This is a genomic window from Streptomyces sp. NPDC091289, assembly GCF_044757365.1.
In the GTDB taxonomy this organism is placed as follows: domain Bacteria; phylum Actinomycetota; class Actinomycetes; order Streptomycetales; family Streptomycetaceae; genus Streptomyces.
The window spans coordinates 153958-168544 of the sequence record NZ_JBIVUT010000011.1 but is presented as its reverse complement, the minus strand read 5'-3'; the positions used below and the strand labels follow the sequence as shown (position 1 = coordinate 168544).

Genomic DNA, 14587 nt, shown 5'->3' with positions numbered 1-14587 from the left:
TTCGCCCCCGACCCCGAGGACCCGACACCCATGACCCGCGTGATCGCCGGCTCGGCCGGCGGACGCCGCCTGGCCGTCCCGCCCGGCACCGGCACCCGCCCCACATCCGACCGTGCGCGCGAGGGCCTCTTCTCCACCTGGGAAGCGCTGCTCGGCACCCTCGAAGGCAGCCGTGTCGCCGATCTGTACGCCGGATCCGGCGCCGTCGGCCTCGAAGCGCTCTCCCGGGGCGCGGTCCACGCCCTGCTCGTCGAGGCCGACCCGAAGGCGGTCCGCACCGTCCGCGACAACGTCCGCGCCCTCGGCCTCCCCGGCGCCGAGGTCCGTACCGGCAAAGCCGAGCAGATCGTGACAGGACCGGCGCCCTCGGACCCGTACGACATCGTCTTCCTGGACCCGCCGTACGCCGTCACCGACGACGATCTTCGCGAGATCCTGCTCACACTCCGTGCTCAGGGGTGGCTCACAGCCGATGTGCTCGTCACGGTGGAACGCAGCACCCGGGGCGGAGAATTCGGCTGGCCCGCCGGATTCGAGCCACTGCGGGCCCGTCGCTACGGCGAGGGAACGCTTTGGTACGGTCGCGCCGCCGCTACGTGCGAAGACGCACGATGACCGGACCGGAGAGCGAGGGAATCACAGTGCGCCGCGCCGTCTGTCCGGGGTCGTTCGACCCCATCACCAACGGACATCTCGACATCATTGGCCGAGCCTCGAAGCTGTACGACGTGGTGCATGTGGCGGTGATGATCAACCAGTCCAAGAAGGGGCTGTTCACCGTGGACGAGCGGATCGAGCTGATCCGCGAGGTCACCGCCGACTTCGGCAACGTCGAGGTGGAGTCCTTCCACGGACTGCTGGTCGACTTCTGCAAGCAGCGGGAGATCCCGGCGATCGTGAAGGGCCTGCGGGCCGTCAGCGACTTCGACTACGAGCTGCAGATGGCCCAGATGAACAACGGCCTCTCGGGCGTCGAGACGCTCTTCGTGCCGACCAACCCGACGTACAGCTTCCTGTCGTCCTCGCTGGTCAAGGAGGTGGCGACCTGGGGCGGCGACGTCTCCCACCTGCTGCCGCCGACCGTCCACGAGGCACTCGTGGAGCGCCTCGGCCAACGCTGAGTCACTGACGGGCCGTCACCAGGTGTCGGGCGGCGGCCGACTGGCCTTAAAGTCGTCCCGTCCGTCTCCAACGGAGCAGCAGCTTCAACAGAGCAGCAGAGAGTGGCGAGCACACGGTGGACGTGCAGAAGAAGCTCGACGAGATCGTCGAAGCGGTCGGGAGCGCCCGATCCATGCCCATGTCGGCCTCGTGCGTGGTCAACCGCGCCGAGCTGCTCGCCATGCTCGAAGAGGTACGCCAGGCCCTGCCCGGCTCCCTCGCCCAGGCCCAGGAGCTGATCGGCGGCCATGAGCAGCTCGCCGAGCAGGCCCGGCAGGAGGCCGAGCGGATCATCGAGTCCGCCCACGCCCAGCGCGGCTCGCTGATCTCCGAGACCGAGATCGCCCGCCGGTCGCAGAGCGAGGCCGACCGGATCCTGTCCGAGGCCCGCCGCGAGGCCGAGGAGGTCAGGGCCGAGGCCGACGACTACGTCGACAGCAAGCTCGCGAACTTCGAGGTCGTCCTCACCAAGACCATCGGCTCCGTGGACCGGGGCCGCGAGAAGCTCCTCGGCCGTGGCCAGGGCCTGGACGAGCAGGGTTACCAGGACCCCGACTTCGCCGAGGCCCCCGAGCGCAGCGCCGACCCGGAGACGCTGAAGCAGCGGGCCGACGCGTATGTGGACGCCAAGTTCGGCGCCTTCGAAGCGGTCCTCGCCAAGACGCTGGAGGCGGTCGGCCGCGGCCGGCAGAAGCTGCACGGCCGGGTCGCCAGCGACGACCTCGGCGCGCACATGGCCGCCCAGGACGCCGCCGGCGGCCAGGGCCACACCAGCGACGCCGACTACCTGGCCGGCCTCGCCGAGCTCGCCCCGGAACCGCAGCAGGCGCCCCAGCAGCAGCCGCCGCAGCAGCCCCAGTACCCCGCACAGCCGCAGGGCGAGCCGAGTTACGCGCAGGCGACGTACGGCTACCAGGAGCAGCCGCTCCAGCAGGGCGTCCAGGACGCGTACGGCTACCAGCAGCAGCCCGACCCGTACGCGGCGTACCAGCAGCAGGGGGGCTACGACCCGAACGGCTACCCGCCCCAGCCGGAGACCCAGCCGGACTACGGCTGGCAGCAGCAGTCCCAGCAGCAGCCGCAGGCCCAGGCGCCCGACCAGCAGGGCGGGGGAGCGCTGGACGAGACCAGCCTCTTCGACACCAGCATGATCGACCTGGAACAGCTGCGCCGGTACGAACAGGGCCGCTGACCCCGGGGCGGGCCGCCCCGATTGGGTGCTGAGCGGTCCGTCCAGTATCCTGAATCCTCGGTCGCACATAGGTCCGCGATCTCGGCTGCCCGTTTCGTCTGCGAGACGGAGACGGTTCGTCCCCGGACCACAGACGACCCTCCCTTAGCAACACGACACCCATGATTCGAAAGCGGGAAAAGCCCTGAACGGCCACCTCGACCACCGAAACCCTCTCGTGTTCGATACGCACGAGCTGGGTCGGCGTCCCGGTGCCCTGAAGCGGCTGACCCGCTCGGTGGACGCACCCGGTTCACCGATCCTGGGCATCGACGGCGTCATCGGCGTGCCGGAAGGCGCACCCGTGGAGCTGGACCTCCGCCTCGAATCGGTCATGGAAGGGGTGCTTGTCACAGGCACCGCCCGTGCAACCGCCGAGGGGGAGTGCGTAAGGTGTCTGGAGCCGCTGACCGTAGAGGTCGACGCGGACTTCCAGGAAATGTTCTCGTACCCTGACGCCGATGACCGGGGCCGCAGCAGTGCGGCGGAACCGGCCGACGACGCCGAGGACGACGAGGACAGGTTCTTCCTCGAGGACGGCTTGTTCGACCTCGAGTCAATGCTGCGTGACGCGGTAGTGCTCGCACTGCCCATGCAGCCGGTGTGCAAGGAGACCTGCGCCGGTCTGTGTTCCGAATGCGGAATCAGGCTGGACGAGAATCCGGACCATCACCACGATGCCCTCGACATTCGTTGGGCGGCATTGCAAGGACTCGCCGAGACCGTTCAGGACGGCGAGAAGGACAACATGGGCGGCGCCGAACCGGGCGTCGACGAGAAGCAGGAGAAGTAGCCGTGGCTGTTCCGAAGCGGAAGATGTCGCGCAGCAACACGCGCCACCGCCGGTCGCAGTGGAAGGCTGCGGTCCCCACCCTGGTTTCGTGCGAGCGTTGCCAGGAGCCCAAGCTCCAGCACATTGCGTGCCCGAGCTGCGGCACCTACAACAAGCGCCAGGTCCTCGAGGTCTGAGCGGCTGGTGAGAGGCCCGATGTCTGAGTTGTCCAGCGCCAAGAAGCAGGCAGACAACGTCAACACAGCCTCGTCCCACACGCTTCTGGAAGGGCGGCTCGGGTATCACCTCGAGTCCGCCCTTCTGGTGCGTGCGCTGACCCACCGTTCGTACGCATACGAGAACGGCGGTCTGCCCACCAACGAGCGGCTCGAATTCCTCGGGGATTCGGTGCTCGGCCTGGTGGTCACGGACACGCTGTACCGCACCCACCCCGACCTGCCCGAAGGCCAGCTGGCCAAGTTGCGGGCCGCGGTGGTCAACTCGCGTGCACTTGCGGAAGTGGGCCGCGGCCTCGAACTCGGCTCCTTCATCCGGCTCGGCCGCGGTGAAGAGGGCACGGGGGGCCGGGACAAGGCTTCCATCCTCGCCGACACACTGGAAGCAGTGATCGGCGCGGTCTATCTCGACCAGGGCCTCAGCGCGGCCTCGGAGCTGGTCCACCGGCTCTTCGACCCGCTGATCGACAGGTCCTCGAACCTCGGTGCCGGCCTGGACTGGAAGACCAGCCTCCAGGAGCTCACCGCGAGCGAGAGCCTCGGAGTCCCCGAGTACCTCGTCACGGAGACCGGCCCGGATCACGAGAAGACCTTCACTGCTGCCGCTCGCGTCGGTGGTGTCTCGTACGGCACCGGCACCGGCCGTAGCAAGAAGGAAGCGGAGCAGCAGGCGGCCGAGTCCGCCTGGCGTGAGATCAGCGCCGCCGCAGAGGCACGGCAGGCCGCGGAGAAGTCCGCGGCCGACGGAGGGGCCGCCGACACCCCTGCCGACCCGTCGCCGAACACGGACGCCGCTCCGGCCTGAAGCAGAACGGGAACCCCTCGGTGCCATGCGCACCGGGGGGTTTTCCCTGTCCCGGGGAGCGGTTCCGCGGTTCTCGCCCGACCCGCTCCCGTACTACCGTCGACGTGTCTGGAGTAGTGCATCGTGCCCGAGCTGCCCGAGGTCGAAGTCGTACGCCGGGGCCTGGAGCGCTGGGTCAGCGGCCGCACCGTCACCGAGGTCGAGGTCCTGCACCCGCGCTCGGTCCGCCGGCACCTCGCGGGCGGCGTCGACTTCGCCGCCCGGCTGCGCGGAGCCCGCTTCGGGGCGGCGATGCGCCGCGGCAAGTACCTCTGGGTGCCGATCGAGGAGGCCTCCGCCTCCCTGCTGGGCCACCTCGGCATGAGCGGACAACTGCTGGTGCAGCCCGCGGACGCCCCCGACGAGAAGCACCTGCGGGTCCGGATGCGGTTCGACGACGCGCTCGGCACCGAGCTGCGCTTCGTCGACCAGCGCACCTTCGGCGGGCTCTCGCTCCATGACAACACCCCCGACGGCCTGCCGGACACCATCGCGCACATCGCCCGGGACCCCCTCGACCCGCTCTTCGACGACGCCGCGTTCCACACCGCGCTGCGCCTGCGCCGTACGACGGTCAAGCGGGCCCTGCTCGACCAGTCGCTGATCAGCGGCGTCGGCAACATCTACGCGGACGAGGCGCTCTGGCGCGCCAAGCTGCACTACGACCGGCCCACCGCGACCCTGACCCGCCCCAAGTCCGCCGAGCTGCTCGGCCACGCCCGCGACGTCATGAACGCGGCCCTCGCCCAGGGCGGCACCAGCTTCGACAGCCTGTACGTCAACGTGAACGGCGAGTCCGGCTACTTCGACCGGTCGCTCGATGCGTACGGCCGGGAGGGCGAGCCCTGCCACCGGTGCTCCACCCCGATGCGCCGCCGCGCCTGGATGAACCGCTCCAGCTACTACTGCCCGCGCTGTCAGCGGCCGCCGCGCGCCTCGTCGTAACGCGCACGGGCGGCGAGCACCTCGCCCATCCGCCCCTCCACGAGGTGGATCAGCCCGAGGAGCTTCTCCGTGACCTCGCGGCCGAACGGAGTGAGCTCGTAGTCCACGCGCGGCGGGTTGACCGGCTGGGCCTCCCGCAGGACGAGCCCGTCGCGCTCCAGCGCGTGCAGGGTCTGGGAGAGCATCTTCTCGCTGACCCCGTCGACCCGGCGGCGCAGCTCGTTGAAGCGGAGGCTCTCCTCGTACAGCGCGCCGAGCGTCAGACCGCCCCAGCGGCCGGTGACATGCTCCAGCGTCGAGCGCGAGGGGCACGCGCGGGAGAAGACGTCGAACGCGAGGCTGTCGAAGCTGTCCGTACTCGTGCTGTCCGTACCCGTATCGCTGGCCATACCAAAAGCTTACTCCCGCACAGTGCTCACCCCGAGGGAGCGCTGTACGGGAGTAAGTAGACCTGGGGGATGGGTTCAGAAGCCGAAGTTCTGGACCCACCACGGGCCGCCGGAGCCCTCGTGGACGCCGATGCCGATGGTCTTGTAGTCGCAGTTGAGAATGTTCGCGCGGTGGCCTTCGCTGTTCATCCAGCCCTCCATCACGGCCTGGGCGTCCGCCTGGCCGCGCGCGATGTTCTCCGCGGCGAGCCCCTGCACACCGGCCTGCGCGGCCCGGTCCCAGGGAGTGTCGCCGTCCGGGTCCGTGTGGTCGAAGAAGCCCCGGGCCGCCATGTCCTCGCTGAAGTTCTGCGCGAGGGACGTCAGCGGGGCGCTGGTGGTCAGCGGGGAGCAGCCGACCTTCGCCCGCTCCTCGTTCACCAGGGCCAGCACCGCGGTGCGTGCGGAGGCGTCGGTGGGGGAAGGACTCGGCTTCTTGCTGGGCGGCGGGGCGGCGGAGGTCTTCGGCGGGGCCGGGGCCCTGCTCGCCGGAGCGGTGCTCTTCTCCGGGGACGAGGTGGGCGCCTTCGCCTTCTCGGACGGGGTGGCGGCCGGCTTCTTCGACGGGGTCTTCGAGGCGGCGGCCGACTTCGACGGCGTCTTCGAGGGCGAGGCCGAGGCGGAGGGCGTCTTGGACGACGTCGTGGACGGGGTCTTCGACGGGCTCTTGCTCGGCGCCTCCGGGCGCTCGCTGCCCCGGTCGGCGGGGGAGGAGGACCGGTCGGCCGGTGCGGTGGTGCCGCCGCCCTGCGTCAGCAGGTCCGGAGCGCCGCCGGTGCGCACCTGGTCGGCGGCGGTGGTGTTGCCCGAGGTGTAGGTGTCACCACCGGGGAGCAGGCCGGAGGCGACGGCCACCGCGCCGACGGCCACGGCCGCCGAGACACCGAGGAGCCCGGTACGGATGGGCACGGCGGACTTCTTCCGACGCGTGCCCCGGTGCCGGGAAGCGGCCCCGGCCGCGGGTTCTTCAGCGGCGGGGCCTGCGGCGGATCGTCGGTGGCGTCCCATGCGCTGTGCCTTCCTGATACTCCGGACGCCGTTGCGACGTCGCTCGACTGCCCCGTTGCCGCCTCGTTGATCGAATGCCGTCGGACGCGGAGTGAGTCCCGCTTGATCGACTTTCCGTCTTTCCGTCGACACGCGTCCGATACTCACCCGATCGAGTGAGGCTGTTGCGACGGGACTGTAGCCCATGGGCGAAACGGGGCGACGTGCTTCGAGAGCAATGGGCCGGTTAGCGTTCGGGCATGAACGAAGAAGCGCGCCTCGTCGTCTGGGTACGCGGCCGAGTACAGCAAGTAGGCTTCCGCTGGTTCACCAGGGCAAATGCTTTGGAGATCGGTGGGCTCATCGGGTTCGCCCTCAATCTCGACGACGGCAGGGTGCAGATCGTGGCCGAAGGGCCACGTGACAATTGCCACCGTCTGCTGGACTGGCTGCGGTCCGACGACACACCCGGGCGCGTGGACGGAGTCACTGAGATCTGGGACACCCCGCGCGGCGGATATGACGGATTCGCCATCCGCTGATCCCACCCCCGCGCGGCCTCTCGGATCCGCCCGGCCGACGCCGCGCGCCGAACGGTCACCGGAACGCCGGCCCGGGCCCCGCACCCGAAATGACCTGCGACGGGACCCGGCGGCAGCCGATGGTTGCCAGATGCGGGATGTCGTGCAAGGCTGCGGCATTGACGAAGATCCGCGCACCCCTCGGGGTCCCGCAGGAGAGTCGCGCCGCATGATCGTCCGGCCGCGCGCCCCCGGGACACCCGGGTACACAGGGTGTGATCGTGTTGACCGTCAAACTTTTTGGTGAGACGCTGAAAACCCCGCGCACCTTAGCTGTTCGGTAGAGCTGATAAGCAGCAGAACCGCAGTGGTGACAGAGCCCTGCCGAGCACCGCGGGTGCGATCCCCTGACGACCCACACCGCATCGGTCGGTCACTCATTGTGGAGGACCATCCATCATGGCAAAGGCGCTTCTCGGTTACGTCGGCGGTTCCGACCCGCGACTCCTCGCCGAGATGCGACGGCTCCAGCAGCGCGTCCAGGACCTGGAATCCGAGCTCAACCGGATCCAGGACGAGAACGACGCGCTCAACGCCGCCGCCCAGCACCAAGAGTCGCTGCTCGACAGCATCGACATCGACGTACCCCAGGGCGAGCCTGCGCTGACCTGACCACGTCGGCCCCTCGGGCCGGTCGGGCCGGGCACGCTCAGTAGCCTCGGAACACCTCTGATTCGTCCTGCGTAACGGATCGCCGTCCCCGAACACCGGGGTCCCCGTAGCACCGGGGATGTCGATGTCCGGTCGTTCTGCGATGCACCGCGCAGGACCGCAGCTGGATTCACAGAGCGACACCAGCAAGATTCACAGGGACGCTTCGGCGTCCCTTTTTTCTTTGCCCGGCCCCCACCCCGGACGTACCGGGCTTCGCTTACCGTCTGATGTGCCCTGCACCTTCATCAGCGAAACCGAGAGCGAAAGGTAGAGTCCGGCGGCGTGCACCTCAAGGCCCTGACCCTGCGTGGTTTCAAATCGTTCGCGTCCGCCACCACCCTGCGGTTCGAACCGGGGATCACCTGCGTTGTCGGACCCAATGGGTCCGGAAAGTCCAATGTGGTGGACGCGCTCTCCTGGGTCATGGGGGAACAGGGCGCCAAATCCCTGCGCGGCGGCAAGATGGAAGACGTGATCTTCGCCGGGACGACCGGGCGGCCGCCGCTCGGCCGCGCCGAGGTGTCGCTGACCATCGACAATTCCGACGGCGCATTGCCCATCGAGTACGCCGAAGTGACGATCACTCGGATCATGTTCCGCAATGGCGGCAGCGAATACCAGATCAATGGAGACACCTGTCGGCTGCTGGACATCCAGGAACTCCTCTCCGACTCCGGCATCGGCCGCGAGATGCACGTCATCGTCGGCCAGGGCCAGTTGGACTCCGTGCTGCACGCCGACCCGATGGGCCGCCGGGCCTTCATCGAGGAGGCCGCGGGCGTGCTCAAGCACCGCAAGCGGAAAGAGAAGGCGCTGCGGAAGCTGGACGCGATGGGCGCCAACCTGGCCCGCGTCCAGGACCTCACCGACGAACTGCGTCGCCAGCTCAAACCGCTCGGCCGGCAGGCCGCCGTCGCCCGCCGGGCCGCCGTCATCCAGGCCGACCTGCGCGACGCCCGGCTCCGCATCCTCGCGGACGACCTGGTGACCCTGCGGGACGCGCTGCGCGACGAGATCGCCGACGAGGCGGAGCTGAAGAAGCGCAAGGACGCGGCCGAGGCCGAGCTGAGTACGGCGCTCGCCCGCGAGGCCGAGCTGGAGGGCGAGGTGTGCCGGCTCGCGCCCCGGCTCCAGCGCGCCCAGCAGACCTGGTACGAGCTGTCGCAGCTGGCCGAGCGGGTCCGCGGCACGATCTCGCTGGCCGACGCCCGGGTCCGCAGCGCCTCCGAGGCCCCCGCCGAGGAGCGCCGCGGCCGCGACCCCGAGGACCTGGAGCGCGAGGCCGCCCGGATCCGGGAGCAGGAGGCGGAGCTGACGGCGGCCCTGGAGGCGGCCGAACACGCGCTGGAGGACACCGTCGCGCACCGCGCCGACCTGGAACGCGAGCTGGCCGCCGAGGAGCGCCGGCTCAAGGACGCCGCCCGCGCCATCGCGGACCGGCGCGAAGGGCTCGCCCGGCTGAACGGCCAGGTCAACGCGGCCCGTGGCCGGGCCGGTTCGGCACAGGCCGAGATCGACCGGCTGGCCGCCTCCCGGGACGAGGCGCAGGAGCGCGCGGTGAGCGCCCAGGAGGAGTACGAGCAGCTCAAGGCCGAGGTCGACGGACTGGACGCGGACGACCAGGAGCTGGCCGCGCGGCACGAGGCGGCCAAGAAGGCGCTCGCCGAGGCCCAGGCCGCGCACAGCACGGCCCGCGAGGAGGCCACGGCCGCCGAGCGCAGGCGGGCGGCGGTCGCGGCCCGGCACGAGGCGCTGGCCCTGGGGCTGCGCCGCAAGGACGGCACCGGCGCGCTGCTCGGGGCCCGCGACCGGCTGGCCGGCCTCCTCGGCCCGGCCGCCGAACTGCTGACCGTCGAGCCCGGGTACGAGATCCCGGTCGCGGCCGCCCTCGGCACGGCGGCGGACGCGGTGGCCGTCACGGACCCGGCCACGGCCGCCGACGCGATCCGGCTGCTGCGCGAACGGGACGCGGGGCGCGCGGCGATGCTGCTGGGCGCGGACCCCGCGAACGCCGCCGACGACGCCCGGCCCCACCACGTACCGGAGCAGGTACACGTACGGGAGACGGCCGCGCCCGCCGCGCACCCCGCGCCCACCGTGCACCCCACGCCCGCCGCGCCCACCGTGCTGCCCGCGCAGGGGGGCACCCACAACGAAACGGAACCCGCACCCGTCGCGCGGCACGGCGGCCCGGACGTCGCCGCCCTCCCGAACGGCCGCGCCGAGACGGCCACCACCCTCGCCGCGCCCGCCGTCGCCGACCTGGTGCGCGGGCCCGCCGCGCTGGTCGGGGCCGTACGCCGCCTCGTGGCGGACATGGTGGTCGTCGGGACGCTGGAGGACGCCGAGGAACTGGTCGCCGCGCACCCCGGGCTGACCGCGGTGACCGGTGAAGGGGACGTGCTCTCCGCCCACTTCGCGCACGGCGGGTCGGCCGGGGCGCCCAGCCTCCTGGAGGTGCAGGCCTCCGTCGACGAGGCCGCCGCCGAGCTGGCCGACCTCGCCGTACGGTGCGAGGAGCTCGCCGCGGCCCAGCGGCTGGCGGGGGAGCGGCGCACGGAGCGGACCGCGCTCGTCGAGGAGCTGGGGGAGCGCCGCCGGGCGGCCGAGCGGGAGAAGTCCGGCTTCGCCCAGCAGCTCGGGCGGCTCGCCGGGCAGGCCAGGGGCGCGGCGGGCGAGGCCGAGCGCATGACCGCGTCCGCCGCCCGAGCCCAGGAGGCCCTGGAGCGGGCGACGGAGGAGGCCGAGGAGCTGGCGGAGCGGCTGCTGGTCGCCGAGGAGGCCCCCGCCGAGGAGGAGCCCGACACCTCGGTACGGGACCGGCTCGCCGCCGACGGGGCCAACGCGCGCCAGACCGAGATGGAGGCCCGGCTCCAGGCCCGTACGCACGAGGAGCGGGTCAAGGCGCTGGCCGGGCGCGCCGATTCCCTGGACCGGGCCGCCCGCGCCGAACGGGAGGCGCGCACCCGTGCCGAACAGCGCCGGGCCCGGCTGCGGTACGAGGCCGAGGTCGCCTCCGCCGTGGCCTCCGGGGCCCGTCAGCTGCTGGCGCACGTCGAGGTGTCCCTCGTACGGGCGGATCAGGAGCGGACGTCGGCCGAGGTGGCGAAGGGCGAGCGGGAGCGCGAGCTGGCCGTCGAGCGGGACCGGGGCCGCGCGCTGAAGGGGGAGTTGGACAAGCTCACCGACTCCGTCCACCGGGGCGAGGTGCTGGGCGCGGAGAAGCGGCTGCGGATCGAGCAGCTGGAGACGAAGGCCCTGGAGGAGCTGGGCGTGGAGCCCGCGGGGCTGGTCTCCGAGTACGGCCCCGACCAGCTCGTGCCGCCGTCGCCCGCCGCGGAGGGCGAGGAACTGCCGGAGGACCCGGAGGACCCGCGCAACCAGCCGAAGGCGTACCGGCGGCCCGAGCAGGAGAAGCGGCTGCGGGCCGCCGAACGGGCGTACCAGCAACTCGGGAAGGTGAATCCGCTCGCCCTGGAGGAGTTCTCGGCGCTGGAGGAACGGCACAAGTTCCTGTCCGAGCAGCTTGAAGACCTGAAGAAGACCCGGGCCGATCTGCTTCAGGTGATCAAGGAGGTCGACGAGCGGGTCGAGCAGGTCTTCACGGAGGCCTACCGGGACACCGCCCGGGAGTTCGAGGGCGTCTTCTCGCGGCTCTTCCCCGGCGGGGAGGGGCGGCTCGTCCTGACCGATCCGGACAACATGCTCGCCACCGGCGTGGACGTCGAGGCGCGCCCGCCGGGCAAGAAGGTGAAGCGGCTCTCCCTGCTGTCGGGCGGCGAGCGGTCCCTGACGGCCGTGGCGTTGCTGGTCGCGATCTTCAAGGCCAGGCCCAGTCCGTTCTATGTGATGGACGAGGTCGAGGCCGCGCTCGACGACACCAATCTGCAGCGGCTGATCCGGATCATGGCGGAGCTCCAGGAGAGCTCCCAGCTGATCGTGATCACGCACCAGAAGCGGACGATGGAGGTCGCCGACGCGCTGTACGGCGTGTCCATGCAGGGCGACGGGGTCTCGAAGGTCATCAGCCAGCGGCTGCGCTGACTCTTTGCCGAATCATCAGAAGTTCAACGCACCTTTTGTCTGCTCCTGGGTAGACGTGGGTGGGTCGATGACGGACCCCCTGTTTGACTTCGCTTCTTGAACGCATAACCTCTGCAAAGTTGATTTCGCCTTCAAGTGGTGGCGGGCCGGATGTTGTGCCCCACTGGGAAGGCTCACCCCCCACGTCTGACCTGCGGCCAGGCATCAGGAGTTGCACGTGACCAGCACAGCGAACGGACCCGAGTCCGGGGCCCGGGCGGCCCATCCGGACCACCTCGGCCATGTCATCTTCATCACCGCGGCCGCGGCGATGGGCGGCTTCCTCTTCGGCTACGACAGCTCCGTCATCAACGGGGCCGTCGAGGCGATCCGCGACCGGTACGACATCGGATCCGGAACGCTCGCCCAGGTCATCGCCATCGCGCTGATCGGCTGCGCGATCGGCGCCGCCACCGCGGGCCGCATCGCGGACCGGATCGGCCGCATCCGCTGCATGCAGATCGCCTCGGTGCTCTTCACGGCCAGCGCGATCGGCTCCGCACTGCCGTTCGCCCTCTGGGACCTGGCGATGTGGCGGATCATCGGCGGCTTCGCCATCGGCATGGCCTCCGTGATCGGCCCGGCCTACATCGCCGAGGTCTCGCCGCCCGCCTACCGGGGCCGGCTCGGCTCCTTCCAGCAGGCCGCGATCGTCATCGGCATCGCCATCTCCCAGCTGGTCAACTACGCCGTCCTGCAGATCGCCGACGGCGACCAGCGCGGCGAGATCCTGGGCCTGGAGGCCTGGCAGTGGATGCTCGGCGTGATGGTCCTCCCGGCCATCCTGTACGGGCTGCTCTCCTTCGCCATCCCCGAGTCCCCGCGCTTCCTCATCTCGGTCGGCAGGAAGGTCGAGGCCCGCAAGATCCTCGAAGAGGTCGAGGGCAAGAACATCGACCTCGACGCCCGGGTGGCCGAGATCGAGACCGCGATGCACCGCGAGCACAAGTCCTCCTTCAAGGACCTGCTCGGCAACCGCTTCTTCTTCCTGCCCATCGTCTGGGTCGGCATCGGCCTGTCGATGTTCCAGCAGCTCGTCGGCATCAACGTGGCGTTCTACTACTCGGCGACCCTGTGGCAGTCCGTCGGCATCGACCCGACCGACTCGTTCTTCTACTCGTTCACCACCTCGATCATCAACATCATCGGCACGGTGATCGCGATGGTGCTCGTGGACCGGGTGGGCCGCAGGCCGCTCGCGCTCGTCGGCTCCGTCGGCATGGCGGTCGCGCTGGCCGTCGAGGCCTGGGCCTTCTCCGCCGACCTGGTCGACGGCAAGCTGCCCGAGACCCAGGGCGCCGTGGCCCTGATCGCCGCCCACACCTTCGTGCTCTTCTTCGCCCTGTCGTGGGGTGTCGTCGTCTGGGTCTTCCTGGGCGAGATGTTCCCGAACCGCCTGCGCGCCGCCGCTCTCGGCGTCGCCGTCTTCGCGCAGTGGATCGCCAACTGGGCGATCACCGCCAGCTTCCCGAGCCTGGCCGACTGGAACCTCTCGGGGACGTACATCATCTACGCCTGCTTCGCCGTGCTCTCGATCCCCTTCGTGCTGAAATTCGTGAAGGAGACCAAGGGCAAGGCGCTGGAGGAGATGGGCTGATCCCCGCTGCCCCTCTCCTCGACAACCGTGCTGCCCCGGCTCACCCGAGTCGGGGCAGTGCTGTCTCAGGCGGTCGCCTCGCAGAACAGCCGCAGGCTCCGCCACCCCTCCTCCACCGGCATCCCGCCGCACAGCGGATGCAGCACCAGCGAATCCGCCTCCAGTCCCGCCAGCTCGTCCGGCGTCACGATCCGGTAGACCCCCTCCTCGCGCAGCTCCGCCACCGTCGTCGCCGAGGAGCGCACCGCCGAGCGGATGTCCTTGGACTGCCAGGAGGCGTACGTCCGCGCCTCGTGCAGGAAGTGCTCGCCGTACTCGGCCCACGTACGGTCCGGGTCCTCGGACACATGCAGCAGCGGGGTCTCGGCCGCGGGCATCATGCAGAAGCCCTCCGTCCCGTGCTCCGCGCGCTGCTCGTGGTAGTACGCCTCCAGCTCCGGCAGATGCGCGCTCGGGAACAGCGGCAGCCCCAGCCGGGCCGCCCGCCGCGCCGCCGCCCGCGAGCTGCCGCCGACCAGCAGCATCGGGTGGGGCCGCGTGTACGGGCGCGGGGTGACGCGTACCGTACGGCCCCGGTACGTGAACGGCTCCCCGGTCCACGCCGCCAGCAGCGTCTCCAGCAGCTCGTCCTGGAGCCTGCCGCGCCGCCCCCACTCGACCCCGGCCCGCTCGTACTCCTCGGGCCGGTAACCGATCCCCGCGACCGTCACCAGCCGGCCCGCGCTCAGCAGGTCCAGCACCGCGATGTCCTCCGCGAGCCGCAGCGGGTCGTGCAGCGGCCCGATGATCGCCGAGACGGTCACCGCGATCCGGCGGGTGGCGCCGAAGACCGCTCCGGCCAAGGTGAACGGGGACGGCAGCCACGCATTCGCCACTCCGTGGTGCTCCTCGGTCTGCACCGTGTCGACGCCGTGCTCGTCCGCGTACGCCGCCATCTCCAGGGCGGCGCGATAGCGGGCCGAGAGCGATACGGGTTCGGCTTCGGGATCGACGAGATTGAACCGGACCACTGTGAAGGCCATCGAAGGCGTCCCTTCGCCGAGGCGGGCAGGCGGGCAGGCGGGCAAT

At 70.7% G+C, this 14587-nt stretch carries 14 protein-coding genes; 11 read left to right on the top strand and 3 right to left on the bottom strand.

Going from position 1 to position 14587, the window contains the following annotated elements; genetic code table 11:
• Positions 1 to 30 precede the first annotated feature (30 nt).
• The 7 genes from rsmD to mutM all read left to right on the top strand — a co-directional run bounded on the left by rsmD (position 31) and on the right by mutM (position 5189).
• The gene (gene rsmD / locus ACIQPT_RS16825) at positions 31 to 615 is read left to right on the top strand and encodes a 16S rRNA (guanine(966)-N(2))-methyltransferase RsmD (RefSeq protein WP_401156582.1); all 585 of its coding nucleotides are present in this window, start codon (positions 31 to 33) and stop codon (positions 613 to 615) included.
• A gap of 26 nt (positions 616 to 641) precedes the next feature.
• On the top strand, positions 642 to 1121 hold the full coding sequence (gene coaD / locus ACIQPT_RS16820; RefSeq protein WP_179892251.1) for a pantetheine-phosphate adenylyltransferase: 480 nt from the start codon (positions 642 to 644) through the stop codon (positions 1119 to 1121).
• A 116-nt stretch (positions 1122 to 1237) separates the two neighbouring features.
• Positions 1238 to 2353: an ATP synthase F0 subunit B gene (locus ACIQPT_RS16815; protein WP_401156580.1), complete on the top strand. Its 1116-nt coding sequence runs from the start codon at positions 1238 to 1240 to the stop codon at positions 2351 to 2353.
• 217 nt (positions 2354 to 2570) lie between these two features.
• Positions 2571 to 3185, top strand: a complete 615-nt coding sequence (locus ACIQPT_RS16810) for a DUF177 domain-containing protein (protein ID WP_073739577.1) — start codon at positions 2571 to 2573, stop codon at positions 3183 to 3185.
• A 2-nt stretch (positions 3186 to 3187) separates the two neighbouring features.
• Positions 3188 to 3361, top strand: a complete 174-nt coding sequence (rpmF, locus tag ACIQPT_RS16805) for a 50S ribosomal protein L32 (protein ID WP_003965982.1) — start codon at positions 3188 to 3190, stop codon at positions 3359 to 3361.
• 19 nt (positions 3362 to 3380) lie between these two features.
• Complete coding sequence (gene rnc, locus ACIQPT_RS16800) at positions 3381 to 4205, top strand: ribonuclease III (RefSeq protein ID WP_003965979.1); 825 nt, start codon at positions 3381 to 3383, stop codon at positions 4203 to 4205.
• Positions 4206 to 4328: 123 nt separating this feature from the next.
• A complete protein-coding gene (mutM, locus tag ACIQPT_RS16795) occupies positions 4329 to 5189 on the top strand; it encodes a bifunctional DNA-formamidopyrimidine glycosylase/DNA-(apurinic or apyrimidinic site) lyase (protein ID WP_401156578.1) in 861 nt (286 codons plus the stop codon).
• Here mutM and ACIQPT_RS16790 read toward each other — a convergent pair.
• Together ACIQPT_RS16790 and ACIQPT_RS16785 are read right to left on the bottom strand one after the other, a co-directional pair.
• The gene (locus ACIQPT_RS16790; protein WP_401156577.1) at positions 5162 to 5578 is read right to left on the bottom strand and encodes a winged helix-turn-helix transcriptional regulator; all 417 of its coding nucleotides are present in this window, start codon (positions 5576 to 5578) and stop codon (positions 5162 to 5164) included. The two genes, mutM and ACIQPT_RS16790, sit on opposite strands and share 28 nt — an antisense overlap.
• 75 nt (positions 5579 to 5653) lie before the next feature.
• Positions 5654 to 6625, bottom strand: coding sequence for a CAP domain-containing protein (locus tag ACIQPT_RS16785; RefSeq protein ID WP_401156576.1), 972 nt, complete (start codon positions 6623 to 6625; stop codon positions 5654 to 5656).
• Positions 6626 to 6864: 239 nt separating this feature from the next.
• Here ACIQPT_RS16785 and ACIQPT_RS16780 point away from each other — a divergent pair, with 239 nt between their 5' ends.
• The 4 genes from ACIQPT_RS16780 (at position 6865) to ACIQPT_RS16765 (ending at position 13519) form a co-directional block, all read left to right on the top strand.
• On the top strand, positions 6865 to 7146 hold the full coding sequence (locus ACIQPT_RS16780; protein WP_003965974.1) for an acylphosphatase: 282 nt from the start codon (positions 6865 to 6867) through the stop codon (positions 7144 to 7146).
• A 438-nt stretch (positions 7147 to 7584) separates the two neighbouring features.
• A complete protein-coding gene (locus ACIQPT_RS16775; RefSeq protein WP_003965973.1) occupies positions 7585 to 7797 on the top strand; it encodes a hypothetical protein in 213 nt (70 codons plus the stop codon).
• A 324-nt stretch (positions 7798 to 8121) separates the two neighbouring features.
• The gene (locus ACIQPT_RS16770; protein ID WP_401156574.1) at positions 8122 to 11883 is read left to right on the top strand and encodes an AAA family ATPase; all 3762 of its coding nucleotides are present in this window, start codon (positions 8122 to 8124) and stop codon (positions 11881 to 11883) included.
• Between the two features lie 217 nt (positions 11884 to 12100).
• On the top strand, positions 12101 to 13519 hold the full coding sequence (locus ACIQPT_RS16765; RefSeq protein WP_401156573.1) for a sugar porter family MFS transporter: 1419 nt from the start codon (positions 12101 to 12103) through the stop codon (positions 13517 to 13519).
• 65 nt (positions 13520 to 13584) lie between these two features.
• Here the strand turns inward: ACIQPT_RS16765 and ACIQPT_RS16760 are convergent, their stop codons facing one another.
• Positions 13585 to 14541, bottom strand: a complete 957-nt coding sequence (locus tag ACIQPT_RS16760; protein ID WP_401156571.1) for an LLM class flavin-dependent oxidoreductase — start codon at positions 14539 to 14541, stop codon at positions 13585 to 13587.
• Positions 14542 to 14587: the final 46 nt, after the last annotated feature.

Coding starts and splice junctions, on each gene's coding strand:
- rsmD (WP_401156582.1), top strand. CDS start 31: ATGACCCGCGTGATCGCCGGCTCGGCCGGCGGACGCCGCCTGGCCGTC.
- rnc (WP_003965979.1), top strand. CDS start 3,381: ATGTCTGAGTTGTCCAGCGCCAAGAAGCAGGCAGACAACGTCAACACA.
- ACIQPT_RS16790 (WP_401156577.1), bottom strand. CDS start 5,578: ATGGCCAGCGATACGGGTACGGACAGCACGAGTACGGACAGCTTCGAC.
- ACIQPT_RS16785 (WP_401156576.1), bottom strand. CDS start 6,625: ATGGGACGCCACCGACGATCCGCCGCAGGCCCCGCCGCTGAAGAACCC.
- ACIQPT_RS16780 (WP_003965974.1), top strand. CDS start 6,865: ATGAACGAAGAAGCGCGCCTCGTCGTCTGGGTACGCGGCCGAGTACAG.
- ACIQPT_RS16775 (WP_003965973.1), top strand. CDS start 7,585: ATGGCAAAGGCGCTTCTCGGTTACGTCGGCGGTTCCGACCCGCGACTC.
- ACIQPT_RS16760 (WP_401156571.1), bottom strand. CDS start 14,541: ATGGCCTTCACAGTGGTCCGGTTCAATCTCGTCGATCCCGAAGCCGAA.